The organism is Microbacterium mcarthurae (assembly GCF_046064585.1).
GTDB lineage: Bacteria > Actinomycetota > Actinomycetes > Actinomycetales > Microbacteriaceae > Microbacterium > Microbacterium mcarthurae.
Genome location: NZ_JAROCE010000004.1, coordinates 281,651 through 305,034 on the forward strand (window position 1 = coordinate 281,651; position 23,384 = coordinate 305,034).

Sequence of the window (23,384 nt, forward strand, 5' to 3'; positions counted from 1 at the left end):
CACGAGGAGCCATGAACGATTTCGCGTCCACACCCGAGCTTGTCCTGCTGCCCGCGGTCGATGTCGCCGACGGCAAGGCCGTCCGACTGACCCAGGGAGAGGCCGGCACCGAGACCAGTTACGGCGATCCGGTGGATGCCGCTCTGGACTTCGCTCGTCAGGGCGCGGCCTGGATCCACCTCGTCGACCTGGATGCCGCCTTCGGGCGCGGCAACAACACCGCGGTGATGCGCAAGGTCATCAAGCAGGTGAAGGGCGTGCAGGTCGAGCTCTCGGGCGGCATCCGCGATGACCGGTCCCTCGAGGCGGCCCTGGAGAGCGGCGCGAGCCGTATCAACCTCGGCACAGCGGCGCTGGAGAACCCCGAGTGGGCTGCAGACGTCATCAACCGCTACGGCGAGGCGATCGCGGTCGGGCTCGACGTGCGCGGCACGACCCTCGCGGCCCGGGGCTGGACCCGCGACGGCGGCGATCTCTGGACGGTGCTGGAGCGACTCGAGGATGCCGGGTGCAGCCGTTACGTCGTCACCGACGTCACGAAGGACGGCACTCTGCGCGGCCCCAACCTGGAGCTGCTGCGCGAGCTCACCCAGCGCACACCGAAGCCGATCGTCGCCTCGGGCGGCGTTTCGAGCCTCGACGACATCGTCGCGCTGCGCGAACTGGTGCCGCTGGGCGTCGAAGGGGCGATCGTGGGCAAGGCCCTGTATGCGGGCCAGTTCACGCTCGCTGAGGCGCTGGATGTCGCCGGACACTGACGGTCGCGCCGACTCGGCGGGTGTGCCCTGGGAGGGCCGCCGTTTCGAGTCGAACCCTCATTCCGGCGACGACGGTTCCGCGGATCCCGCGCTGCTTGCTGCGCTCCGGGCGTTCGCGGACGGAACGCGTGATGGCTCGGCGATCGTCGAGGCGTACCGCACCGCGCGTCTCCTCATCCCCCTCGTGGCGGAGAAGGGCGATCACGGTGTCGGGCCGCACGGCCTCGAGGTCGACAAGACGCAGGAGCTGTCGATCGTGACGGTCGCGGCACCGGACGGGCGGAAGGTGCTCCCCGTCTTCAGCTCGGTGGACGCGATGCAGCGGTGGGATGCGAAGGCTCGTCCTGTTCCCGCGGACGGACGCCGCACGGCGGTGGCCGCAGCGTCTGAGGACACGGAGCTGATCGTGATCGATCCCGCCTCCGAGACCGAGTTCGTCCTCCGTCGTCCCGCCGTGTGGGCGATCGCGCAGGGCGAGCCGTGGGAGCCGGCGCACGTGTCGCCCGCGGTGTTCACCGGGCTGCAGGAGAGCATCTCGGGCGAACTGGCGGTTCTCGATCTCGCGGTCCAACCGGGCGACCCGACCGGGCGTCTGCGCGGTCCCGAGCTCGTCGTGCACCTCCGGCTCATGGCCGGACTCGCTCAGGAGGAGCTGGATGCCGTCCTGGCGCGGCTCGCGCGCCGGTGGGCGGCCGACGACCGCGTGGCGGTCCTGGTGGATTCGCTGACGGTCAGGCTCCATCGGCCCACCGACATCTGACCATTCGCGGCCGGCATCACTACTGACCGCGGAGTCGGCATCCCCGCGCGAGCGATTAGGTGACGGGACCCGTCCACTTCTCGCCCGGTCCCTTGCCGATGGGGTCGGGGATGACGGATGCCTCGCGGAAGGCGAGTTGGAGAGAACGCAGGCCGTCACGGAGCGACCGGGCGTGCATGTCGCTGATCTCGGGCGCCCCGGCGGTGATGAGTCCGGCGAGGGCGTTGATGAGTTTGCGAGCCTCGTCGAGGTCGATCTGTCGTTGCGGATCGTCGGCGAGCCCGACCTTCACGGCGGCCGCGCTCATGAGGTGCACGGCGGTCGTCGTGATGACCTCGACGGCGGGGACGTCGGCGATGTCGCGGGAGGCGGAGGCGGAGACGCGCTCCTGCTCCTCCCACCGCGCGAGGCGCTCGGCATCCTGTGCGGCTCGGGCGTCGTCGGGGGAAGTCGTGTCCACGTGGTTCTCTCTGCTAGACTGTGGCGGGCTTCGGAGCGTTCTGCTCCGTACGAAAGAGGATCACATCCCACCCGCGCTTGCCGCTCCAGGCTACCGGGTTCCCGCACTCCGCTCCGTTTCGCACGGGGTTGCTCGGGTGCAGAAGCCGGTGCTGATGGCACCGAGCCGGGTGGCATGTTCTCCTCTTCGCCCGCGATTCGCCAGGATCGCGGCGGCCGCCATCCGTAGACAAGAGGAGTTCCGCATCAGCGATCCCCGCACCAACGAGCGCATCCGAGTCCCGGAAGTCCGCCTCGTCGGACCCAACGGCGAGCAGGTCGGCATCGTCCGCATCGAAGCTGCGCTACGTCTGGCCCAGGAAGCGGACCTCGACCTGGTCGAGGTCGCGCCGAACTCGCGGCCGCCCGTGGTCAAGATCATGGACTACGGCAAGTTCAAGTACGAAGCCGCTCAGAAGGCCAAGGAAGCGCGTCGTAACCAGGCGAACACCGTCCTGAAAGAGGTCCGGTTCCGTCTGAAGATCGAGGCGCACGACTACATCACCAAGCTCAAGCGCGCCGAGGGATTCCTCCAGGCGGGCGACAAGGTCAAGGCGATGATCCTGTTCCGCGGTCGTGAGCAGTCCCGTCCCGAGCAGGGTGTGCGCCTGCTCCGTAAGTTCGCCGAGGACGTCGCCGAGTTCGGCACGGTCGAGTCGAACCCCACGATCGACGGTCGCAACATGGTCATGGTGATCGCGCCGCACAAGAACAAGTCCGAGGTCAAGACCGAGCAGAACGCGCAGCGCGCGGCCAACCGCGAAGCGGCCCGCAGCGCCGCGCGCGGCGACTCGGCTCCCGCGGAACAGCCCACCTCGGCACCGGCCGAGTAAGGCCCCCCGACTCCCGCCCGGCGGGAAACACAACGAAGGAAGAGACATGCCGAAGCAGAAGACCCACTCGGGTGCCAAGAAGCGCTTCAAGGTCACCGGCAGCGGAAAGATCAAGAAGCAGCAGGCGAACCTCCGCCACAACTTCGAGGGCAAGCCCACCAAGCGCACCCGTCGTCTGTCGGCGGACAAGATCCTCGCGCCGGGTGACGCCAAGGTCGCCAAGAAGCTGCTCGGCATCTGAGCGTCCGCGAGATTTAAGGAAGAACAGTCATGGCTAGAGTCAAGCGGGCCGTCAACGCCCACAAGAAGCGTCGCGTCATCCTCGAGCGTGCCTCCGGTTACCGGGGTCAGCGTTCGCGCCTGTACCGCAAGGCGAAGGAGCAGGTCACCCACTCGCTCGTCTACGCGTACCGCGACCGTCGCAAGCGCAAGGGCGACTTCCGTCGCCTGTGGATCCAGCGCATCAACGCTGCGAGCCGACAGAACGGCCTCACGTACAACCGCTTCATCCAGGGCCTCGGTCTCGCGGGTGTGCAGGTCGACCGTCGTATGCTCGCCGAGCTCGCGGTGAACGAGCCCGCCGTCTTCGCCTCGCTCGTCGCGACGGCCAAGGCTGCGCTGCCCAGCGACGTCAACGCTGCCAAGTCCGCGTAACCCGCGTTCCACGAACGGGCGTCCTCTTCGGAGGGCGCCCGTTCTGCGTTCTCCGGCGAGAGCCGGGGCTCATGCCGGCACCGTCATACACTGGGGGCGTGCTGGAAAACCCTCGTTCGCCCCGGGTGCGCGCCGTGGCCAAGCTGAGCAAACGCGCCGCTCGGCAAGAGACCGGCCTGTTCCTTCTGGAAGGGCCGCAGGCCGCGCGCGAGGCGCTGGCGTGGGCGCCCGAGACCGTTCTCGAGCTCTACGCGACGCCGACGGCCCTGGAGAAGCACACCGATGTGCGCGATGCCGCCGTCGATGCGGGCGTCGACCTGCAGTACACGACCGAGGCGGTCCTGGACGCGATGGCGGACACGGTCACGCCACAGGGGATCGTCGCGGTGGCGCGGCAGTCTCCGACGGCTCTGAAGGACGTGCTGTCCGCCGGTCCGCGGCTCCTCGCCATCTGCGAAGAGGTGCGCGATCCGGGGAATCTCGGGACAATCATCCGCGCGGCCGACGCCGCGGGAGCGGACGCCGTGATCCTGACCGGGCGCACGGTCGACCTGTACAACCCGAAGGTGGTGCGCTCCACCACCGGTTCCCTGTTCCATCTCCCCGTGGCGGTAGACCTCGAGCTGGCCGATGTCATCGAGCGTGTGCACGAGGCGGGGCTCCGGGTCGTGGCGGCCGATGTCGCGGGTGAGGACTTCGTCGCCTCCCGTGCACTGCTGTCGGAACCGACGGCCTGGCTGTTCGGGAACGAAGCCCGCGGACTCGACGAAGTCGCGCTGTCGCAGGCTGACCTCGCCCTGCGTCTGCCCATTTACGGCCGCGCCGAGTCCCTGAATCTCGCCACCGCCGCGAGCGTCTGCCTCTACGAAACGGCCTTCGCCCAGCGAGCGGGCTGATTCACCCGCTGTTACGGATCGGTTAAGGCGCCCGCATCGGTGTGGTTGGCGCCCCGGTCGTCTCATAGGGTGGGGGAATGGCATCCGTTCCCCCGGCGGGCTCTGCGCCCCTCGTCGTCCTGTCTGACGTACAGAAGCACTACGGCCAGTTCCAGGCGCTGAAGGACATCGACCTCTCTGTGGACCGCGGCGAGGTCGTCGTCGTCATCGGACCGTCCGGCTCGGGCAAGTCGACTCTCTGTCGTACGATCAACCGCCTCGAGACGATCACGAGCGGCTCGATCACCATCGACGGCAAAGAGCTGCCGAAAGAGGGGAAGGGGCTTGCCGAGCTGCGCGCCGATGTCGGCATGGTCTTCCAGTCCTTCAACCTGTTCGCCCACCTCACGATCCTCGAGAACGTCACACTCGGGCCGATCAAGGTTCGCAAGATGAAGAAGGCGGATGCCGAGAAAGAAGCGCGCGCACTCCTGGATCGGGTGGGCGTCGGCCATCAGGCCGACAAGCTCCCCGCTCAGCTCTCGGGGGGTCAGCAGCAGCGCGTGGCCATCGCTCGCGCGCTCGCCATGAAGCCCAAGGTCATGCTGTTCGACGAGCCCACCTCGGCCCTCGACCCCGAGATGATCAACGAGGTCCTCGACGTCATGGTCGGCCTCGCGAAAGACGGCATGACGATGATCGTCGTCACGCACGAGATGGGATTCGCGCGCAAGGCCGCGAATCGCGTGGTCTTCATGGCCGACGGCCAGATCGTCGAGCAGGCGACGCCGGAGCAGTTCTTCACGCGACCGGAGTCCGATCGGGCCAAGGACTTCCTCTCGAAGCTCATCACCCACTGACCCCACGGAACGACGACGTTCCGCGGCTCTCACTCCCGGCCGACGCGCCGCACCCTCTGTATCCCCTCCGCACAGCACACGTAATCAAGGAGACATCACATGCGCAAGACACGTCTGCTCGCCGGCGCGAGCATCGTCGCCGCGGGCCTGCTCGCCCTCACGGCCTGCAACAGCGGAAGCCCGGGCACCGCGCCCGGGGCGGACGGTGCCGAGGGCGGCTCGGACTCCTCGCAGCTGTGGGAGGTCGCCTCGGACGTCTCCCTCGACGGCAGCCCCACGTACGAGCGCATGGTCGCCGCTGACAAGGTCGTCGTCGGTGTCAAGGAGGACCAGCCCGGTCTCGGATTCAAGGACCCCATCACGGACGAGCGTGGGGGCTTCGACGTGGAGATCGCGCAGTGGATCGCCGCCTCCCTCGGATTCGATGCCGAGAAGATCGAATACAAGACGATCCCGTCGGCCAACCGCGAGCAGGAGCTCGTCAACGGCAACATCGACTACTACGTCGGCACCTACTCGATCACCGACAAGCGCAAAGAGTCGATCGACTTCGCCGGCCCCTACCTCATCACCGGTCAGGGTCTGCTGGTCGCCGCGGACGACGACAGCATCCAGAGCCCTGACGACCTCGCGGGCAAGATCGTCTGCTCGGTGACCGGCTCGACGCCGCTGCAGCGTATCCGCGACGAGTACGCCCCCGGCGACACCGTCGAGTACGACACCTACACGCAGTGCCTCGAGCAGCTTCGTGCCGGGTCGGTCGACGCGGTCACCACCGACCAGGCCATCCTGGCCGGCTACGTCGCGCAGGAGCCGGAAACCTTCAAGATCGCCGGTGACACCTTCAGCGAGGAGCGCTACGGCGTCGGCGTGCCGAAGGGCGACACGGTTCTGAAGGACCACATCAACACCCTGTTCAACGACGGCGGTGACGTGTGGACGGCGCTGTTCGAGAAGAACCTCGCCCCCGCCGGCATCGAGGGCGAGCAGCCCACCGCCGACGAGTGACCCGTTCGGGGGCGGCGAGGCCGCCCCCGAACTCCTCCCGAGACAAGGACCACGCATGGGTGTCATCACCGACAACCTCGACATCTGGAGCGAAGCGCTCGTCGGCACGCTCGTGCTCTTCTTCGCCGGGGGCGCTCTCGCCCTCGTCCTCGGCATCATCGTGGGCGCGATGCGCGTCTCTCCGGTGCCGATCGCCCGCGGCGTCGGCACGTTCTACGTGAGCGCTATTCGCAACACCCCCCTGACGCTGGTGTTCTTCGCGTTCGTTTTCGCGCTGCCCCCGCTCCTCGGTCTGCGTTTGACCGGTGACGTCTCCCTGACTCTCGGGATTTGCGCGCTGGGCATCTACACGGCCACCTACGTCGCGGAGGCCATCCGATCCGGCGTCAACACCGTCCCCATCGGACAAGCGGAGGCCGCGCGTGCGCTCGGACTGACGTTCGGTCAGGTCATGTCCCTCATCGTCCTCCCCCAGGCATTCCGTTCCGTTATCCCCCCGATGATGAGCGTCTTCATCGCCCTGCTGAAGAACACCACGGTGGCCGCCGGCTTCTCCATCGTCAACCTCGGCTCGGTCCGCAACTACCTGAGCGAGCGCGGGGAGAACGCGTTCGTCGTCATCCTGTGGGTGATGGTCATCTTCGTAGCGCTCGTCCTGCTCCTGTCCTGGCTGCAACGATCGCTCGAGAACCGATGGAGGGTCGCCCGATGAGCAGCGTTCTGTATGACGTCCCCGGTCCCAAGGCGGTCGTTCGCAATCGGATCCTCGGGGTCTTGACGGTCCTGATCGTGTTGGCGATCATCGGCTTCTTCGTGTGGCGCTTGGCCGATACGGGGCAGTTCACCGCGAAGAAGTGGTCGGCGTTCACCTACACGAACGTGTGGGTAAGCATCCTCGACGCCACGCTGGCCACGCTCGCCGCCTTCGGCGCTGCCGCTGTCGGCGCGCTCGCACTCGGGTTCATCCTGGCCATCGGGCGCCTGTCCGACCACGCGTGGGTGCGTCGTCCCTTCACGGCCGTCATCGAGGTGTTCCGCGCGATCCCGGTCCTGGTGTTCATGTTCCTGCTGTACTACGGGTTCCCCGTCATCGGCATCCGGATGGAGCCCTACTGGGCCGTCGTCATCGCGCTCGTCTGCTACAACGGTTCGGTGCTCGCGGAGGTCATCCGTGCCGGTGTCGAGTCGCTGCCCAGCGGGCAGTCCGAGGCCGGTTACGCGATCGGTCTCCGCAAGGCCGGGGTCATGCGGCTCATCCTTCTGCCGCAGGCCATCCGGGCCATGATGCCCGTCATCATCGCGCAACTCGTGGTGACCCTGAAGGACACGGCGCTGGGGTTCATCATCACGTATCCGGAGCTGCTGTTCTACGCCAAGTACATCGGTGCGCAGCCGGTGGTGGGGTCGCCGATTGTCCCGGCGACCATCGTGGTCGGTGCGATCTACATCGCCCTGTGCCTTCTGCTGTCCTTCGTCGCGACCCTGGTCGAGAAGCGGCTGCGTCGCTCGCCCCGTGTCACCGGCGTGGCTCCGGCTGCTCCGGTCGCGCAGCAGGGCGGCACCGACACCGCGCTGATCGTCGCTCAGCGCGGCGCACTCGGACGGGATTGAGCCGAGCGACGGGCGGGGGAGTGTCCTCGCCCGTCGGTAGACTCGGGTCTCGTGTCTGACGCACCCGAGATCACCCCTGAGGCCGTCGCCTCCGCCGTCGATGCCGCTCTCGCGGCCGTCGCCGCCGCCGCGACCACGGCCGACCTGAAGGCCGCCCGTACGGCCCACGCCGGAGAGCAGTCGCCGCTGGCGCGGCTCAACGCCCAATTGCGAAACGTCGCCCCCGAGAACAAGGCCGCTTTCGGCAAGCTCGTGGGGCAGGCACGCGGTCGCGTGAACCAGGCGTTCGCCGCCCGCGAGGGCGAGCTGGCCGAGGCCGAGACCGCGGCGCGGCTGGAGGCCGAGCGCGTCGACGTCACGGCGCTGCCCCAGCGCGCGCGTGTGGGTGCCCGGCATCCGATCTCTCTGCTGCAGGAGCAGGTGTCCGACATCTTCGTCGGCATGGGATGGGAGATCGCCGAGGGCCCCGAGCTCGAGCACGAGTGGTTCAACTTCGATGCGCTCAACTTCGACGTCGACCACCCGGCGCGGCAGATGCAGGACACCTTCTTCGTCGACCCGGTCGCCCGCCATCTGGTGATGCGCACGCACACGAGTCCCGTGCAGGTGCGCTCGATGCTCGAGCGCGACCTGCCGATCTACGTCCTGTGTCCGGGGCGTGTGTACCGGACCGACGAGTTCGACGCGACGCACCTCCCGGTCTTCACGCAGTTCGAGGGTCTCGTCGTCGACAAGGGCATCACGATGGCCCACCTCAAGGGCACGCTCGACCACGCCGCGAAGGTCCTGTTCGGGCCCGAGGCCAAGACGCGGTTCCGCGCCAACTTCTTCCCCTTCACTGAGCCAAGCGCCGAGCTCGACCTGTGGCATCCCACGTTCAAGGGCGGGGCGCGCTGGATCGAGTGGGGCGGCTGCGGAATGGTGAATCCCAATGTGCTGCGCGCCGCGGGCATCGACCCCGAGGAGTACTCGGGCTTCGCCTTCGGGATGGGCATCGAGCGCACGCTCATGTTCCGCAGCGATGTGCAAGACATGCGCGACATGGCCGAGGGCGATGTCCGCTTCAGCGAGCAGTTCGGAATGGTGGTCTGATGCGCGTCCCGCTCTCCTGGTTGCGCGAGTACGTCGACGTGCCGGCGGATGCCACGCCCGACGACGTCCTGGCGGCCCTGGTGTCCGTCGGCTTCGAAGAGGAGGACGTGCACCGCTTCGAGCTCACCGGTCCGATCGTGGTCGGCGAGGTGAAGGAATTCACCCCCGAGCCGCAGTCCAACGGCAAGACGATCCGGTGGTGCCAGGTCGACGTCGGCGAGGAGCACGGCGGTGTCCGCGGCATCGTGTGCGGTGCCGCGAACTTCTTCGAAGGCGACAAGGTCGTCGTGACGCTGCCCGGGTCGGTGCTGCCCGGCCCGTTTCCGATCGCCGCCCGCAAGACGTACGGACACGTGTCCGACGGCATGATCGCCTCGGCGAAGGAACTCGGCCTCGGCAACGAGCACTCCGGCATCCTGCGCCTGGTCGATCTCGGCATCGACGCCCCCGTGGGAGCCGATGCGATCGCCCTCCTCGGCCTCGACGACATCGCCGTGGAGATCAACGTCACGCCTGACCGTGGCTACGCCCTGTCGCTGCGGGGCGTGGCGCGCGAGTACGCCCACGCCACGGGAGCGGACTTCCGCGACCCCGGCGCCGGCCATGACGCCGCACGAGAGCGTACGCCCCAGGGTTTCCCGATCACGGTCGACGACGCGGCGCCGATTCGCGGTCGCGTCGGTGCCCGTCAGTTCGTGGTGCGCGTCGTTCGCGACGTGGATGCCTCGCGCCCGACGCCGCCCTGGATGATCACGCGCTTGGCGCTCGCAGGCATCCGCTCCCTCGGTGTCCTCGTTGACATCACGAACTACGTCATGCTCGAGCTCGGGCAGCCCATCCACGGCTACGACCTCGACCGGCTGCAGGGCGGCATCACCGTGCGGCGCGCGACGTCGGGCGAGAAGCTGGAGACCCTCGACGGTCAGCTCCGCACGCTGCACGAGGAAGACCTGCTCATCACCGACGAGTCCGGCCCCATCGGCCTCGCCGGCGTCATGGGTGGCGGCCCGACCGAGATGAGCGCGGAGACGCGTAACGTGCTCATCGAGGCGGCGACCTTCGACCAGGTCTCGATCGCCCGCACCGCCCGTCGGCACAAGCTGCCGTCCGAGGCGTCCCGGCGTTTCGAGCGGGGGGTCGACCCGCTCGTCGCCTTCGTCGCGGCGGAGCGGGTGGCTTCGCTGATGGTCGAGCTCGCCGGAGGCACCCTCGACACCGCGGTGGGAGGATCCCTCGCAGACGCCTATACGCGCGAGGCGGTCACGCTGCCCGCCGGCTTCGTGCCCGGGCTGATCGGCGTGGACTACACCGACTCCGAGGTCGAGGACGCGCTGCGCCTGATCGGCTGCACGGTCGAGACGAACGAGAGCGGCTGGTCGGTCATTGCCCCGTCGTGGCGTCCCGACCTCACCGACAAGTGGACGCTCGCCGAAGAGGTGGCGCGTATCGAGGGGTACGACCGCATCCCGTCGGTGCTCCCCACTCCGCCCTCGGGCCGAGGGCTCACGTCGGCGCAGCAGGGTCGGCGGCGCGTGAGCAACGCGCTGGCCGCCGCAGGATTCGTCGAAACCCCGTCGTTCCCCTTCACCACGGCGGAGCAGAACAACCTCCACGGCTCGCCCTCCGGTGAGTCTTTGCCGAGCGTCAAGCTCGCCAACCCGCTCGACGGGCTCGCGCCCTTCCTGCGCCGCTCGCTCGTCCCGGGTCTGCTCCAGGTCGCCCACCGCAACGTGTCCCGCGGCATCGTCGACCTCGCGGTGTTCGAGACGGGCACCGTGTTCCTCCCGAAGCCCGGTGTGCAGTACGGCACGGCCTCGGTGCCGCCGCTCGCGGTGCGGCCGGATGCCGCCACGCTGACGGCCCTGGATGCCTCGATCCCGCCGCAGCGTCGGCACGTGGCCGTTCTGCTGACGGGCCACCTCGTGCCCAAGCAGCCGGGGCAGGCGGCCGTGGCCGCCGACCTGGCCGACGCGGTGGACGCGGTCCGCGTGCTCGCCGGTGCGGCCGGTGTCGACGTCGCTCTCGTGCAGGCGCAGCGCGCGGCGCTGCATCCCGGACGAACGGCTCGTGTGCTCGTCGGCGGCGCCGATGTCGGTTACGTCGGCGAACTCCTGCCGACCGTCGCCGCCGCGGCCGACCTGCCGGGACGAGTCCTCGTGGCCGAGCTCGACCTCGACGCGATCCTCGAGCGTGCCGAGGCGCGTGTGGTCGCGGCATCCCTGTCGGGATTCCCGGCGGCGACGCAGGATGTGTCGGTCGTGGTTCCGGTAGGGGTGGCGGCGGGCGATGTGCGCGCGGCGCTCCTCGAGGGCGCGGCGCCCCTCGTCGAAGGAGCCCGACTCGTCGACGATTATCGCGGACCCGGTGTGGACGAGGGGGCGAAGAGCCTCACGTTCGCGCTGCGCTTCCGTGCGCCCGACCGCACGCTGACCGCCGCGGAGGCATCGGATGCCAAGCGGGCCGGCGTTGCGGTGGCATCCGAGCGATTCGGTGCGGTGCTGCGCGACGGCGAGCACTCCGCAAGCGAGTAGGTCCAGGCAGGGGCAGGCGCTCGTCGACGGACATGCGCCTGCCCTCATCGCCGGCGAGGGGGCAGTCGGAAGTGGCCGGAGATGAGGGCAGGTGCGAACAGCATACCCCCACTTTGTCCCCCAAATGGGGGACAGGCTGAAAGAACACTTTGAGGCTTGCCGCGCCGGCGTCGTCCGCGCGCAACCGCGCGTCGGATTTGCTCCCGTCCACGCCGGGCCGATACTCTCGCGGAATGTCGTCGATCGTCGTTCGCAACGAGGAGCTCTCCGTGAGCACCGTTGCCGTGCGTCGACGTCGGGTCGCACGCCGAGTTTCGGCGACCTCGTAACCCGCCGTCGGTCGGGCATGCGGGCGTCGCCGCCCCGGTTCGCGCTGATTCCAGCCACAGCCCCGACTCCTAAGGTGGATCCATGACCCTCTCGGTCGCCGTCTCCGGCGCCTCCGGCTATGCGGGCGGCGAGATCCTTCGCCTGCTCGCCGACCATCCCGACGTCGAGATCCGCACCGTCACCGCGCACTCCAGCGCCGGACAGTCGCTGATCTCTCACCAGCCGCACCTGCGCTCGCTCGCTCACCTCGAGCTGCAGCCGACCACTCCGGAGGTGCTGGCCGGCCACGACGTGGTGTTCCTCGCGCTGCCGCACGGACAGTCGGCGGCGTACACCGAGGCGCTGGGTGACGCGCCGCTCGTCATCGACGCGGGCGCAGATCACCGGCTCGTCTCGTCCGCGGATTGGGCGGCGTTCTACGGTGGAGACCACGCCGAGCCGTGGGCCTACGGCGTCCCGGAGCTCCCCGTGGGGACAGGGAAGCAGCGCGACATTCTTCGGGCGGCGACCCGCATCGCCGCCCCGGGCTGCAACGCCTCGACGGTGTCGCTCTCGTTCGCGCCGGGTGTGGCGGCAGGGGTGATCGACCCGGGCGACATCGTCTCGGTGCTCGCGGTGGGTCCGAGCGGTGCGGGCAAGGCAGCGAAGACCAACCTTCTCGCGAGTGAGATCCTCGGCACCGCCAATCCGTACGCCGTGGGCGGCACCCACCGGCATATCCCCGAGATCCGGCAGGCGCTCGCCGCCGCCGGGGCACCGGTCGACGGCATCCGGATCTCCTTCACCCCCGTGCTCGTTCCCATGGCGCGCGGCATCCTCGCGACCTCGTCTGCGCCCATCCGGGACGGGGCCACGGATGCCGAGATCCGCGCCGCGTGGGAGAGCGCGTATGCCGGCGAACCCTTCGTGGAACTGCTCCCCGCGGGGGTGTTCCCCCGCACGGCCGATGTGCTGGGTGCGAACGTGGCGTCCCTCGGGCTGGCGATCGACCGCGCGGCGAACCGCGTCGTGGTCGTCGCGGCCGTCGACAATCTGGTGAAGGGCACCGCGGGCGCTGCGGTGCAGTCCATGAACATCGCGCGGGGCATCCCCGAGACGACCGCGCTTCCGATGAACGGAGTCGCCCCGTGAGCGTGACCGTCCCCGCAGGTTTCGAAGCGGCCGGCGTCGCCGTCGGACTGAAGTCCACCGGCGCCCGCGATGTCGCCGTCGTGGTCAATCGTGGTCCGCTCAAGGTCGGAGCCGCCGTCTTCACCTCCAACCGCGCGAAGGCGAATCCCATCCTGTGGTCGGAGCAGGTCGTCCGCGACGGCGTGGTCGAGGCGGTCGTCCTCAACTCCGGTGGGGCGAACTGCTTCACCGGATCGTTCGGATTCCAGACCACGCACCAGACCGCCGAACGTGCGGCGGAACTCCTCGGCGTGGGGGCGGGCGATGTCGTCGTCTGCTCGACGGGGTTGATCGGCACGGGCGATGAGGTCTTCCGCGCCAAGGTGCTCGACGGCGTGGAGAAGGGTGTCGCGGCGCTCTCCGCGGACGGTGGTGACGACGCTTCGCTGGCGATCATGACCACCGATTCCCGCCCGAAGCGCGCCGAGCACCGCGGTGAGGGGTGGAGCATCGGCGGAATGGCCAAGGGTGCCGGGATGCTCGCGCCCGGCCTGGCGACGATGCTCGTCGTCCTCACCACCGACGCGGTCCTCGACGCTGCCGCGGCCGATGCGGCCCTCCGTGCCGCGACGCGGGTGAGCTTCGATCGCCTCGACTCCGACGGCTGCATGTCGACGAACGACCAGGTGACACTGATGGCCAGCGGCGCCAGCGGCATCCGCGTGGATGCCGACGACTTCACCGCCGCGCTGACCGCGGTGTGCGACGACCTTGCCGCGCAGTTGCAGGGCGACGCCGAGGGCGCGAGCCACGACATCACGATCCGCGTCGTGGGGGCGGCGTCCGAGGATGACGCCGTCGAGGTGGGGCGGTCGATCGCCCGGAACAACCTCTTCAAGGCGGCCATCTTCGGCAATGACCCGAACTGGGGTCGCGTCCTCGCGGCGATCGGTACGACGGATGCCGCCTTCGACCCCTACGACGTCGACGTGTGGATGAACGGCGTGCGCGTGTGCACCGCGGGCGGTCCGGACCGTCCCCGCGAGGAGGTCGACCTGTCCCCTCGCGCCACCGACCTCGTCGTCGACCTGCGCGTCGGCGAGGCCACAGCCACCATCCGCACGAACGACCTCACGCACGACTACGTCCACGAGAACAGCGCCTACTCCTCATGAGCGATATCGACATCCAGGACACCGATCCAGCCGCCGCAAGCGAACGGGCGGTGACTCTCGTCGAGTCGCTGCCGTGGGTGCGCAAGTACCGCGACCAGGTGGTGGTGGTGAAGTACGGCGGAAACGCGATGGTCAGCGACGAACTGCAGGACGCATTCGCCGCCGACATCGCCTACCTGCGCTACGTCGGCGTCAAGCCCGTCGTGGTTCACGGTGGCGGGCCGCAGATCTCGTCGATGCTCAACCGGCTCGACATCCCGAGCGAGTTCCGCGGCGGGTATCGCGTCACCTCCACCGAGGCGATCGGGGTGGTCCGCATGGTGCTGACGGGACAGATCAACCCTCAGTTGGTCGCCAAGGTCAACGCCCACGGACCTCTCGCGACCGGCTTGAGCGGAGAGGACGCCGGACTGTTCGGCGGGCGTCGTCGCGGGGTCGTCGTCGACGGCGTCGAGCACGACCTGGGGCGCGTGGGAGACGTCGTCACCGTCGACCCGCAGCCGGTGCTCGACCATCTCGCTGCCGGGCGCGTGCCGATCGTCTCGAGCATCGCACCCGACCTCGACCATCCGGGTGCCTCGCTGAATGTCAACGCGGATGCCGCGGCGGCGGCGCTCGCGATCGCCCTCAAGGCGGCGAAGCTCGTGGTCCTCACCGATGTGCCAGGGCTCTACGCCGACTGGCCCAACCGTGACTCGCTCGTGTCGCACCTGACGTCGACGGAGCTGCGCGCGATGGTTCCGCGACTGGAATCGGGGATGATTCCCAAGATGCAGGCCTGCCTCGACGCCGTCGACGGGGGAGTGCCCACCGCAGCCATCATCGACGGTCGCGTACCGCACTCGGTGCTCGTCGAACTGTTCACCAGCAAGGGAATCGGAACGGAGGTGGTCGCGTGAACGCGGACACGACTCAAGAGACGGTCGGTACGCGCGCGCCCGCGTGGCAGGAGGACGCGGGGCGCGACCTCGTGCGCAGCTTCGGCGACCGGATGGCCCTGTTCGTGCGCGGCGAGGGCGCGTACGTGTGGGACGACGGCGGCAAGAAGTATCTGGACTTCCTCGCCGGGATCGCCGTCGACGCGCTCGGCCACGCCCACCCGACGTTCGTCGAGGCGGTGTCCGCGCAAGCGGCGACGCTGGTGCACGTCTCGAACTACTTCGCCACTCCTCCGCAGCTGGCACTCGCCGCACGGCTGAAGCGGCTGGCCGGTACCGGCGAGTCCGGGCGCGTGTACTTCGCCAACTCCGGCGCCGAGGCGAACGAGGCGGCCTTCAAGCTCGCGCGTCTCCACGGGCGCGGCACGGAACGCACTCGCATCCTGGCTCTCAAGGGCGGTTTCCACGGTCGGACGATGGGCGCTCTCGCGCTCACGGGCAAGCCGGCGCTGCAGGCCGACTTCCTCCCGATGATTCCCGGGGTCGAGCACATCGACGCCACGATCGAGGCGCTCGAGGCCGCCGTCGACGGCACGGTCGCGGCGTTCATCGTCGAGCCGATCCAGGGCGAGGCGGGTGTGGTCGAGCTTCCCGCGGGTTATCTCGAGGCGGCGCGCGAGATCACGGCACGTCACGGTGCGCTGCTCATCGTCGACGAGATCCAGACCGGCGCCGGGCGAACGGGCGAGTGGTTCGCGTTCCAGCACGCCGGCATCGTCCCGGATGCCATCACCGTCGCCAAGGGCATCGGAGGTGGGTTCCCGATCGGTGCTCTCATCACCTTCGGTGCCGCCAGCGAGCTCTTCTTCCCGGGCACGCACGGGTCGACCTTCGGGGGCAACGCTCTGGGGACGGCGGTCGCCGGTGCCGTGCTGCAGGAGATCGAGTCGGCGGGACTCGTCGGCAACGCTGCCCGCCGGGAAGCGCAGCTGCGCGAGGGCATCGCGTCCCTCGGTTCCTCGCTCGTGCAGGGTGTCCGCGGCCGTGGGCTGCTGCTGGGCGTCGAGCTCACGCACCCCGTGGCGAAGGCTGTGGTGGCTGCCGCGCAGCAGCACGGTCTCATCGTCAACGCGGCCAACGACGAGACCATCCGTCTGGCCCCGCCCCTGACCATCGGGGATGCCGAGGTGGCCGAGTTCCTCGCGTTGCTCGGCGCGGCTCTGGCTACCGTGTCAGATGCGCTCGTCATCGACGAGCCCGCCACCGTGACCGAGGGACTGCCCGCATGACCCGCCACCTGTTGCGCGACGACGATCTCACCCCCGCCGAGCAGGCCGAGATCCTCGACCTCGCCCTCGAGCTCAAGAAGGACCGGTGGGCGCAGAAGCCGTTGGCCGGTCCGCAGACGGTGGCCGTCATCTTCGACAAGTCGTCGACGCGCACGCGCGTGTCTTTCGCGGTCGGCATCGCCGATCTCGGCGGTTCGCCGTTGATCATCTCGACGGCCAACAGCCAGCTCGGTGGTAAAGAGACCCCGTCCGACACCGCGCGCGTCCTCGAGCGGCAAGTCGCCGCGATCGTCTGGCGCACCTACGCACAGGCCGGTCTCGAAGAGATGGCCCGCGGCACCCGCGTTCCCGTCGTCAACGCCCTGAGCGATGACTTCCACCCGTGCCAGTTGCTCGCCGACCTGCTCACCATCCGCGAGCACAAGGGCGACTTGGCCGGTCTCACGCTGTCGTTCTTCGGTGACGGCCAGAGCAACATGGCGCATTCGTACGTCCTGGCCGGAGTCACCGCGGGAATGCACGTGCGCGTCGCCTCCCCGGCCGACTACGCGCCCCGCGCCGACGTCATCGCGGATGCCGAGCGCATTGCGGCGGAGACGGGTGGGTCGGTGACGTTGACGACCGACCCGGAGGCCGCGGCATCCGGTGCGGACGTCGTCGTCACCGACACGTGGGTCTCGATGGGCAAGGAAGAGGAGAAGATCGCTCGTATCCGTGATCTCGGCGGTTTCAAGGTGACCACCGACCTCATGGCGCGCGCGGACGAGAAGGCGATCTTCATCCACTGCCTCCCGGCGGATCGTGGCTACGAAGTGGACGCCGAGGTCATCGACGGCCCACAGAGCGTGGTGTGGGACGAGGCCGAGAACCGGCTGCACGCCCAGAAGGCGCTGCTGGTGTGGCTGTTGCGACAGGACTGATCGCGCGGGCGCGGCGGGCCTGGAACCGCTTCGACGGTCCCGGGCGGCTTGCGGGCGTCGACCTGGCTCGAGGGCTCGCCGTGCTGGGGATGCTGGCCGCGCATCTGGTGACCATCGACCCGTTCCTCGCCGACGACCCCGCGACGTGGCTCGACGTGGTCAATGGTCGCTCGTCGATCCTGTTCGCCACGCTGGCCGGCCTGTCGATCGCGCTCGTGAACGGCGGCGTCGTCCCCTTGGCCCGACGGGCGCGGCCACGCGCGGCCGCGCGTCTTGCGATGCGGGGGGCCTTGCTGTGGGTCATCGGCGTGCTGCTGGTGATGACGGGCGTGCCGGTCTACGTCATCCTGCCGGCGTACGCGGTGCTGTTCGTTCTTTCTCTGCCGTTCCTCGGCATGCGCGCGCGCGGACTTCTCGTCTCGGCGGCGATCGCGGCCGCGGTCATGCCGTGGACGTTCCCGTTGCTCGACGAAGCGCCGGTCTGGAGCGGACTCGGGGGAGAGGAGCTGCAGGCGCTCGTCGGCTGGGCGTACCCCTTTCCGGTGTGGATCGCGTTCCTGTTGGCCGGAATGGGCCTCGGCCGGCTCGATTTGCGTCGCCTACCGGTGCAGCTGGGCACGACTGCCGCAGGCGCCGCGCTGTGCACCTTCGGGTACGGAGTCGCGATCGTCAGCGGCCCCGCGGTCGCCGCGCAGAGCCCGTATCTCGCCGCGGTGTGGACCGCAGAGGCGCATTCGTCCGGACTGTGGGAGGTCGTCGGCTCCGGGGGCTTCGCGGTTGCGGTCATCGGTCTGAGCCTGCTGCTGTGCCGGACACCTCTGCGGTGGGTCGTCATCCCGATCCGCGCCGTGGGCTCCCTGCCTCTCACGGCGTACGTGGTGCAGATTCTGGTGTGGGCGGTGTTCGCCGCGATCGTGCTCGGCGACACCTCCGATCTCTACGGCGTCCGCGACACCGGGTTGTTCCTTCCGTTGACGCTCGGACTCGTCATCGGTTGCACGGTCTGGGCGCTGCTGATCGGCCGCGGGCCGCTGGAACGGGCGATCGACGGCGTCGTACGCCGGGTCGTGGGCGCGGGCGATCCCTCGGATGCCACGCCCCGAGGAGGGCCGGACCGCCCCGGTGGTGTCGGCCGCCCTCGCTAGGCTGGACCCATGAGCAGCGACACCACCGCGGGTACGAACGAGGGCGCCTTGTGGGGCGCCCGATTCTCGGGTGGTCCCTCGCCCGAGCTGGCGGCGCTGAGTCGCTCGACGCACTTCGACTGGGACCTCGCGCTGTACGACATCGCCGGCTCGCACGCGCACGCTGCGGCGCTGGAGTCGGCGGGCTACCTCTCCGCCGACGAGGCGCGCGACATGCACGTCGGGCTCGACGAGGTGGCCGATCGTGTGCGTGCCGGCACTCTGGTCGCGGCTCCGAGTGATGAGGACGTGCACGGCGCCCTCGAGCGCGTCCTCATCGAAACGGTCGGTCCCGCTCTCGGCGGCAAGCTCCGGGCCGGACGCAGTCGCAACGACCAGATCGCGACCCTCGTGCGCCTGTACCTGCTGGATCATTCGCGCACCATCACGCGAGAGCTGCTGCGTCTGATCGACGCGCTGGTGTCGCAAGCGGCCGCCCATGACTCGGCCATCATGCCCGGCCGCACGCATCTGCAGCACGCGCAGCCCGTCCTGCTCGCCCACCACCTGCAGGCCTATGGATGGGCGCTCGTGCGGGGGATCGAGCGACTGCGGGACTGGTCTGCGCGCGCGTCCGTCTCGCCCTACGGCGGCGGTGCGCTCGCCGGGGCGACGCTCGGACTCGATCCCCAGCTCGTCGCCGACCGCCTCGGTCTCGCGCGTCCCGCGGAGAACTCCCTCGACGGCACGGCGTCTCGCGACGTGGTGGCCGAGTTCGCTTTCGTCGCGGCCATGATCGGTGTGGATCTCTCCCGGCTCGCAGAAGACATCATCCTGTGGAACACGCGCGAGTTCGGGTTCGTCACGCTCGACGACGCCTACTCGACGGGTTCGAGCATCATGCCGCAGAAGAAGAACCCCGACATCGCCGAGTTGGCTCGGGGCAAGGCGGGCCGCTTGATCGGCAACCTCTCGGGGCTTCTGGCGACGCTCAAGGGGCTTCCGCTCGCGTACAACCGTGACCTCCAAGAAGACAAAGAGCCGGTCTTCGACTCGGTGCGCACCCTCGAGGTCGTCCTGCCGGCATTCTCGGGCATGATCTCCACGCTGCAGTTCCACACCGATCGCATGGCCGACCTGGCTCCGCAGGGCTTCTCTCTTGCGACGGATGTTGCGGAGTGGCTGGTGCGCCAGGGGGTGCCGTTCCGCGATGCTCATGAGATCTCCGGCGCCCTCGTCCGGGCGTGCGAGGAGCGGGGGATCGGCCTCGAGCAGGCTGATGACGGGCTGCTGGCATCCATCGATCCGGCGCTGACTCCTCAGGTGCGTGAGGTCCTGACGATCCAGGGCTCCGTGGGAAGCCGGACGGGTGTGGGAGGGACGGCGCCGGAACGCGTATCCGAGCAGCGATCTGAGCTGATCGCGCGTGCTCAGTCCGCCGCGCACGCCGTCGGCCTCAAATAAGCTAAACGCTTATAATTTGACTCGCATAAGTCATACACTGATCGCATGGTCGCCGTCGTCATCGCCGATATCGTCCGCTCGCGCGAGCTGGACGACCGTGCGGGAGCGCAGCGCGCCATCGCGTCGGCGATCACCCGCGTCGAACGCGACGCGCCCTTGGCGATCGTGCCGCTGACGGCCGTCGTCGGCGACGAGCTCCAAGCCGAATACGACAGCATGGCGGACGCGGCGGCGTCGATCCTGCTCATCCGCCTGGCTCTGCCCGACGGCGTCGACTGCCGGTTCGGGGTGGGCGTCGGCGAGGTCCGACCGGTCGAGCTGGGTGACCGGGTGATTCCCGAGGGGCCCGGGTGGTGGGCGGCGAGAGCAGCGATCGAGCGAGTGGAGACGATGCAGCAGCGGATCGCCCCGCTGGCACGGACATGGTTCGAGAGCGCCCCGACCGCCGATGCGTCGACGAGGCAGAGCATCGCTCTCGCGAACGCCTATGCGCTGGCGCGTGATCAGCTGGTGTCGTCGATGAGCGAGCGGACGCGTCGCCTGACGTACGGGCGATGCGTCGGTCGATCGCAGCGCGATCTGGCCGCCGACGAGGGCGTCACGCAATCCGCGGTGTCTCAGGCCTTGGCATCCGCCGGTTCCGCCGCCGTGGTCGAGGGGTTCTTCGCCCTCCGAGCGGGAGCCACCCCGTGATCGCGGCGGGCCTGCTTCTGCTGGCCGTCGGCGGGGTCGACCTCGTGCGTCGCCTGATCCTCCGCCGCCGCGCGGTCGCCTTCGCGGTGGCGGGCATCGCGCTCGTGGCGCTGTCGATCGGAGCGGATGCCGTCGTCGCCGGCATCCTCGCGGTCGCCGTCGCGGCGATCTGGACGTGGCTGGTGCCGGAGGCCGGCTCGGCGCGGACGGGGCTCTGGCCGGTCGGCCTGCTCGGAGCGGCCGTCGCCGCATGCGTGGTCGCCGCGCCGGCACGCGCGCGACCGGGCATCCTGGGCGCGGTGTGGGACGCCTACGGCCCCCGCGCGGAGGTGTCTCTCGACGTCGTTCTGCTGGTCGCCGGCTGCGTGCTGTTCCTTCTGGAATCCGGTAACGCCGTCGTCCGGATCGCTCTGAGGGCCGAGATGGGGGAGCGAGTTCTCCCGACGTCGGGTGACGCACCGACCACCCTGAAGGGCGGACGGCTCATCGGCCCTCTCGAACGCATCCTCGTGTTCGCCCTGACCCTGGCGGGCGCGTACACGCTTCTGGCCGCGGTGCTCGCGGCGAAAGGGATCGTCCGCTTTCCCGAGATCTCGCGTGACGGCGAAGGCGGCGATCGAGCCGAGTACTTCCTCATCGGCAGTCTCGTCAGCTGGGTGACAGCACTGGCCGCGGCATTCGTCGTCTGGTGGGGAGTGCAGGGCGGGTGAACAGCCCTCGGCATCCGGGCTCACCCGCCGCCGCTGATAGCCTGAGAAGGTGTCCACGCCCATCGACGATGCCTCCGTTCGTGCCCTCGATCCCGTGAACGATCCGACGTTCGCGTCGGTGTGGGACGAGCTGGTCTGGCGCGGACTGATTCACGTCTCGACCGATCAGGACGAGCTGCGCGACCTGTTGTCAGGGCCGCCGATCGTCTTCTACTGCGGCTTCGACCCGACGGCGCCGAGCTTGCACCTCGGGAACCTGGTCCAGTTGCTGACGATGCGTCGGCTCCAGCTGGCCGGTCATCGGCCGCTCGGCCTCGTCGGAGGTTCCACGGGCCTGATCGGTGACCCGCGTCCGACCGCCGAGCGCACGCTCAACACTCCCGAGACCGTGGCGGCGTGGGTCGACCGCCTCCGCGCGCAGGTGGAGCGGTTCCTGACCTTCGAGGGCGACAATGCCGCGCGGATGGTCAACAATCTCGACTGGACCGCGCCGCTGAGCGCCATCGACTTCCTCCGCGAGATCGGCAAGCATTTCCGCGTCGGCACGATGCTGAAGAAGGATGCCGTCAGCGCGCGCCTGAACTCCGAGGCGGGCATCAGTTACACCGAGTTCAGCTACCAGATCCTCCAGGGCATGGACTACCTCGAGCTGTACCGCGCCTACGGGTGCGTGCTGCAGACCGGGGGGAGCGACCAGTGGGGCAACCTCACCAGCGGCACCGATCTGGTGCGCCGCGTCGAGGGCGTCTCGGTGCATGCCATCGGCACGCCGTTGATCACGAACAGCGACGGGACGAAGTTCGGCAAGAGCGAGGGCAACGCGATCTGGCTGGATGCCGAGATGTGCAGCCCGTGGACGATGTACCAGTTCTGGCTCAACACCGACGACCGCGATGTCATCGACCGGCTGAAGGTGTTCACGTTCCTCACGCGGGCAGAGATCGACGAGTACTCCCGACGGGTTGCCGAGGAACCCTTCCGGCGGGCCGCGCAGAAGAGGCTGGCGCGCGAGGTGGTGACCACCGTCCACGGCTCTGAGGCCACCGAGGCCGTCATCGCCGCCACGGAGGCGCTGTTCGGGCAGGGTGATCTGACGGCCCTTGATGCCGCGGTCCTGCGCAGCGCGCTCGACGAACTGCCGCACGCCGCTGTGGCTCCCGGCGCGACGGTGGTGGAGGCGCTGACGGCGACGGGCCTCGTCAGCAGTTCGAGCGAAGCCCGGCGAGCGATTGCCCAGGGGGGAGTGTCCCTCGACGGCGCCAAGGTGACCGCCGACGACACGGTCGTGCGAGGGTCGCTGCCCGGAGGCGTCTCCGTCCTCCGGCGGGGCAAGAAGACGCTCGCCGGAGTGTTCCTCGGCTGATGCCCTTCACGCCAAGCCATGCCGTCGTCGCACTTCCCTTCGTGCGCACGCGGCTGGTGCCGGCGGCCGTCGCCGTGGGGGCGATGACCCCCGACCTGCCTCTCTTCGTTCGCGGCATGGTTCCCGATTACACGATGACGCACAACCCGATGTGGCTTCCGGTGACGACGATCGTGGCCTTCGGGTTGCTGCTGGTGTGGCGGTGTGCCCTCCGCCCCGCGGCGCGCGAGCTCGCCCCGCTCCCCGTCGCGGCGCGTCTGCCGGAGCAGTGGGATGCCGGCGCCTCGGCTGCGTTGCGGGAAACGATTGGGGCGGGAGCCTCCGCCCGTGTGTGGCTTGTGGTGTCCCTCGTTCTCGGTGTGGCCACGCACATCGCCTGGGATCTCCTCACGCACGAGGGGCGAGCGGGCGTCCGACTCTTTCCTGTCCTCGAACAATCGTGGGGACCGCTCCCGGCGGTGAAGTGGCTGCAGCACGCGTCGAGCGCCTTCGGGCTGCTGGTGATCTTCGTGTTCGCGGTGGTGTGGCTGGTCCGACGATCGCCGACGCCGATCGTGCGGTCCGTGCCGGGTGTCGTGCGGGTGGTGTGGTGGATCTCGCTGCCCTGTGCGCTTCTGCTGGCCAGCGGCCTCGCTCTCGCGGTGAGTGGCGGGTTCGACGCGGACTTCACCCCCACCCACGTGATCTACGGAGTCCTGACCAAGGTCGCGACCGCCTGGGCCGTCGCCACCGTCGCGCTCGCCCTCGTCATTCAGGTGCGCCGTCGACGCTAGTTCCGCGTGTTTCCGCGGGTGGGGGTGTGCGACACGCCCGGGGTGTGGGGTGGATTGGACGGATGGGTGGGATCC

24 protein-coding genes are annotated in these 23,384 nt (G+C 69.2%); 23 read left to right on the forward strand and 1 reads right to left on the reverse strand.

The features are described from left to right. The first annotated feature begins 11 nt into the window (after window positions 1–11). Entirely contained in the window at window positions 12–758 is a 747-nt protein-coding gene (gene priA, locus P5G46_RS13730; RefSeq protein WP_138174392.1) for a bifunctional 1-(5-phosphoribosyl)-5-((5-phosphoribosylamino)methylideneamino)imidazole-4-carboxamide isomerase/phosphoribosylanthranilate isomerase PriA, read from the forward strand. Continuing rightward, window positions 742–1,518, forward strand: a complete 777-nt coding sequence (locus P5G46_RS13735; RefSeq protein ID WP_239276605.1) for an SseB family protein — start codon at window positions 742–744, stop codon at window positions 1,516–1,518. Before priA ends, P5G46_RS13735 begins: the two co-directional genes overlap by 17 nt. 55 nt (window positions 1,519–1,573) lie before the next feature. Here the strand turns inward: P5G46_RS13735 and P5G46_RS13740 are convergent, their stop codons facing one another. Next, window positions 1,574–1,978, reverse strand: a complete 405-nt coding sequence (locus P5G46_RS13740) for a DUF1844 domain-containing protein (protein ID WP_239276604.1) — start codon at window positions 1,976–1,978, stop codon at window positions 1,574–1,576. Between the two features lie 154 nt (window positions 1,979–2,132). On the opposite strand from P5G46_RS13740, the gene infC reads away from it, so the two are divergent. From infC to P5G46_RS13845, 21 genes are all read left to right on the forward strand, one after another. Further along, the gene (gene infC / locus P5G46_RS13745; protein WP_239276603.1) at window positions 2,133–2,849 is read left to right on the forward strand and encodes a translation initiation factor IF-3; all 717 of its coding nucleotides are present in this window, start codon (window positions 2,133–2,135) and stop codon (window positions 2,847–2,849) included. Between the two features lie 46 nt (window positions 2,850–2,895). Beyond that, window positions 2,896–3,090 (forward strand): 50S ribosomal protein L35, encoded by a 195-nt coding sequence (rpmI, locus tag P5G46_RS13750; RefSeq protein WP_005048908.1) that lies wholly within the window; start codon window positions 2,896–2,898, stop codon window positions 3,088–3,090. A gap of 29 nt (window positions 3,091–3,119) precedes the next feature. Beyond that, complete coding sequence (rplT, locus tag P5G46_RS13755; protein WP_228163023.1) at window positions 3,120–3,503, forward strand: 50S ribosomal protein L20; 384 nt, start codon at window positions 3,120–3,122, stop codon at window positions 3,501–3,503. A 98-nt stretch (window positions 3,504–3,601) separates the two neighbouring features. Continuing rightward, a complete protein-coding gene (locus P5G46_RS13760; protein ID WP_239276602.1) occupies window positions 3,602–4,399 on the forward strand; it encodes a TrmH family RNA methyltransferase in 798 nt (265 codons plus the stop codon). A 77-nt stretch (window positions 4,400–4,476) separates the two neighbouring features. Continuing rightward, window positions 4,477–5,238, forward strand: coding sequence for an amino acid ABC transporter ATP-binding protein (locus P5G46_RS13765; RefSeq protein ID WP_239276601.1), 762 nt, complete (start codon window positions 4,477–4,479; stop codon window positions 5,236–5,238). Between the two features lie 99 nt (window positions 5,239–5,337). Further along, a complete protein-coding gene (locus P5G46_RS13770) occupies window positions 5,338–6,246 on the forward strand; it encodes a glutamate ABC transporter substrate-binding protein (RefSeq protein ID WP_239276600.1) in 909 nt (302 codons plus the stop codon). A 55-nt stretch (window positions 6,247–6,301) separates the two neighbouring features. Further along, the gene (locus tag P5G46_RS13775; protein ID WP_239276599.1) at window positions 6,302–6,958 is read left to right on the forward strand and encodes an amino acid ABC transporter permease; all 657 of its coding nucleotides are present in this window, start codon (window positions 6,302–6,304) and stop codon (window positions 6,956–6,958) included. Then, complete coding sequence (locus P5G46_RS13780; protein WP_239276598.1) at window positions 6,955–7,857, forward strand: amino acid ABC transporter permease; 903 nt, start codon at window positions 6,955–6,957, stop codon at window positions 7,855–7,857. Before P5G46_RS13775 ends, P5G46_RS13780 begins: the two co-directional genes overlap by 4 nt. Before the next feature lie 51 nt (window positions 7,858–7,908). Beyond that, a complete protein-coding gene (pheS, locus tag P5G46_RS13785) occupies window positions 7,909–8,949 on the forward strand; it encodes a phenylalanine--tRNA ligase subunit alpha (protein ID WP_239276597.1) in 1,041 nt (346 codons plus the stop codon). Then, a complete protein-coding gene (gene pheT, locus P5G46_RS13790; RefSeq protein WP_239276596.1) occupies window positions 8,949–11,480 on the forward strand; it encodes a phenylalanine--tRNA ligase subunit beta in 2,532 nt (843 codons plus the stop codon). The genes pheS and pheT overlap by 1 nt, the downstream gene beginning before the upstream one ends. A 411-nt stretch (window positions 11,481–11,891) precedes the next feature. Continuing rightward, complete coding sequence (gene argC, locus P5G46_RS13795) at window positions 11,892–12,941, forward strand: N-acetyl-gamma-glutamyl-phosphate reductase (RefSeq protein ID WP_239276595.1); 1,050 nt, start codon at window positions 11,892–11,894, stop codon at window positions 12,939–12,941. Then, on the forward strand, window positions 12,938–14,095 hold the full coding sequence (gene argJ, locus P5G46_RS13800; RefSeq protein WP_239276594.1) for a bifunctional glutamate N-acetyltransferase/amino-acid acetyltransferase ArgJ: 1,158 nt from the start codon (window positions 12,938–12,940) through the stop codon (window positions 14,093–14,095). The genes argC and argJ overlap by 4 nt, the downstream gene beginning before the upstream one ends. Next, window positions 14,092–14,994 (forward strand): acetylglutamate kinase, encoded by a 903-nt coding sequence (gene argB / locus P5G46_RS13805; protein WP_239276593.1) that lies wholly within the window; start codon window positions 14,092–14,094, stop codon window positions 14,992–14,994. Before argJ ends, argB begins: the two co-directional genes overlap by 4 nt. Continuing rightward, the gene (locus P5G46_RS13810) at window positions 14,991–16,262 is read left to right on the forward strand and encodes an acetylornithine transaminase (RefSeq protein WP_308192655.1); all 1,272 of its coding nucleotides are present in this window, start codon (window positions 14,991–14,993) and stop codon (window positions 16,260–16,262) included. Before argB ends, P5G46_RS13810 begins: the two co-directional genes overlap by 4 nt. Beyond that, complete coding sequence (gene argF / locus P5G46_RS13815) at window positions 16,259–17,182, forward strand: ornithine carbamoyltransferase (RefSeq protein ID WP_239276592.1); 924 nt, start codon at window positions 16,259–16,261, stop codon at window positions 17,180–17,182. Before P5G46_RS13810 ends, argF begins: the two co-directional genes overlap by 4 nt. Beyond that, on the forward strand, window positions 17,161–18,327 hold the full coding sequence (locus P5G46_RS13820; protein ID WP_239276591.1) for a heparan-alpha-glucosaminide N-acetyltransferase domain-containing protein: 1,167 nt from the start codon (window positions 17,161–17,163) through the stop codon (window positions 18,325–18,327). Before argF ends, P5G46_RS13820 begins: the two co-directional genes overlap by 22 nt. A 9-nt stretch (window positions 18,328–18,336) precedes the next feature. Further along, a complete protein-coding gene (gene argH, locus P5G46_RS13825) occupies window positions 18,337–19,770 on the forward strand; it encodes an argininosuccinate lyase (protein WP_239276590.1) in 1,434 nt (477 codons plus the stop codon). Between the two features lie 45 nt (window positions 19,771–19,815). Beyond that, a complete protein-coding gene (locus P5G46_RS13830; RefSeq protein ID WP_239276589.1) occupies window positions 19,816–20,463 on the forward strand; it encodes a SatD family protein in 648 nt (215 codons plus the stop codon). Further along, a complete protein-coding gene (locus tag P5G46_RS13835) occupies window positions 20,460–21,173 on the forward strand; it encodes a hypothetical protein (protein ID WP_239276588.1) in 714 nt (237 codons plus the stop codon). The genes P5G46_RS13830 and P5G46_RS13835 overlap by 4 nt, the downstream gene beginning before the upstream one ends. A gap of 49 nt (window positions 21,174–21,222) precedes the next feature. Further along, window positions 21,223–22,536 carry a tyrosine--tRNA ligase gene (gene tyrS, locus P5G46_RS13840; RefSeq protein WP_239276587.1) on the forward strand — a complete coding sequence of 438 codons (1,314 nt, stop codon included), beginning with the start codon at window positions 21,223–21,225 and terminating at the stop codon, window positions 22,534–22,536. Continuing rightward, complete coding sequence (locus P5G46_RS13845) at window positions 22,536–23,309, forward strand: DUF4184 family protein (RefSeq protein ID WP_239276586.1); 774 nt, start codon at window positions 22,536–22,538, stop codon at window positions 23,307–23,309. Before tyrS ends, P5G46_RS13845 begins: the two co-directional genes overlap by 1 nt. Window positions 23,310–23,384 lie beyond the last annotated feature (75 nt).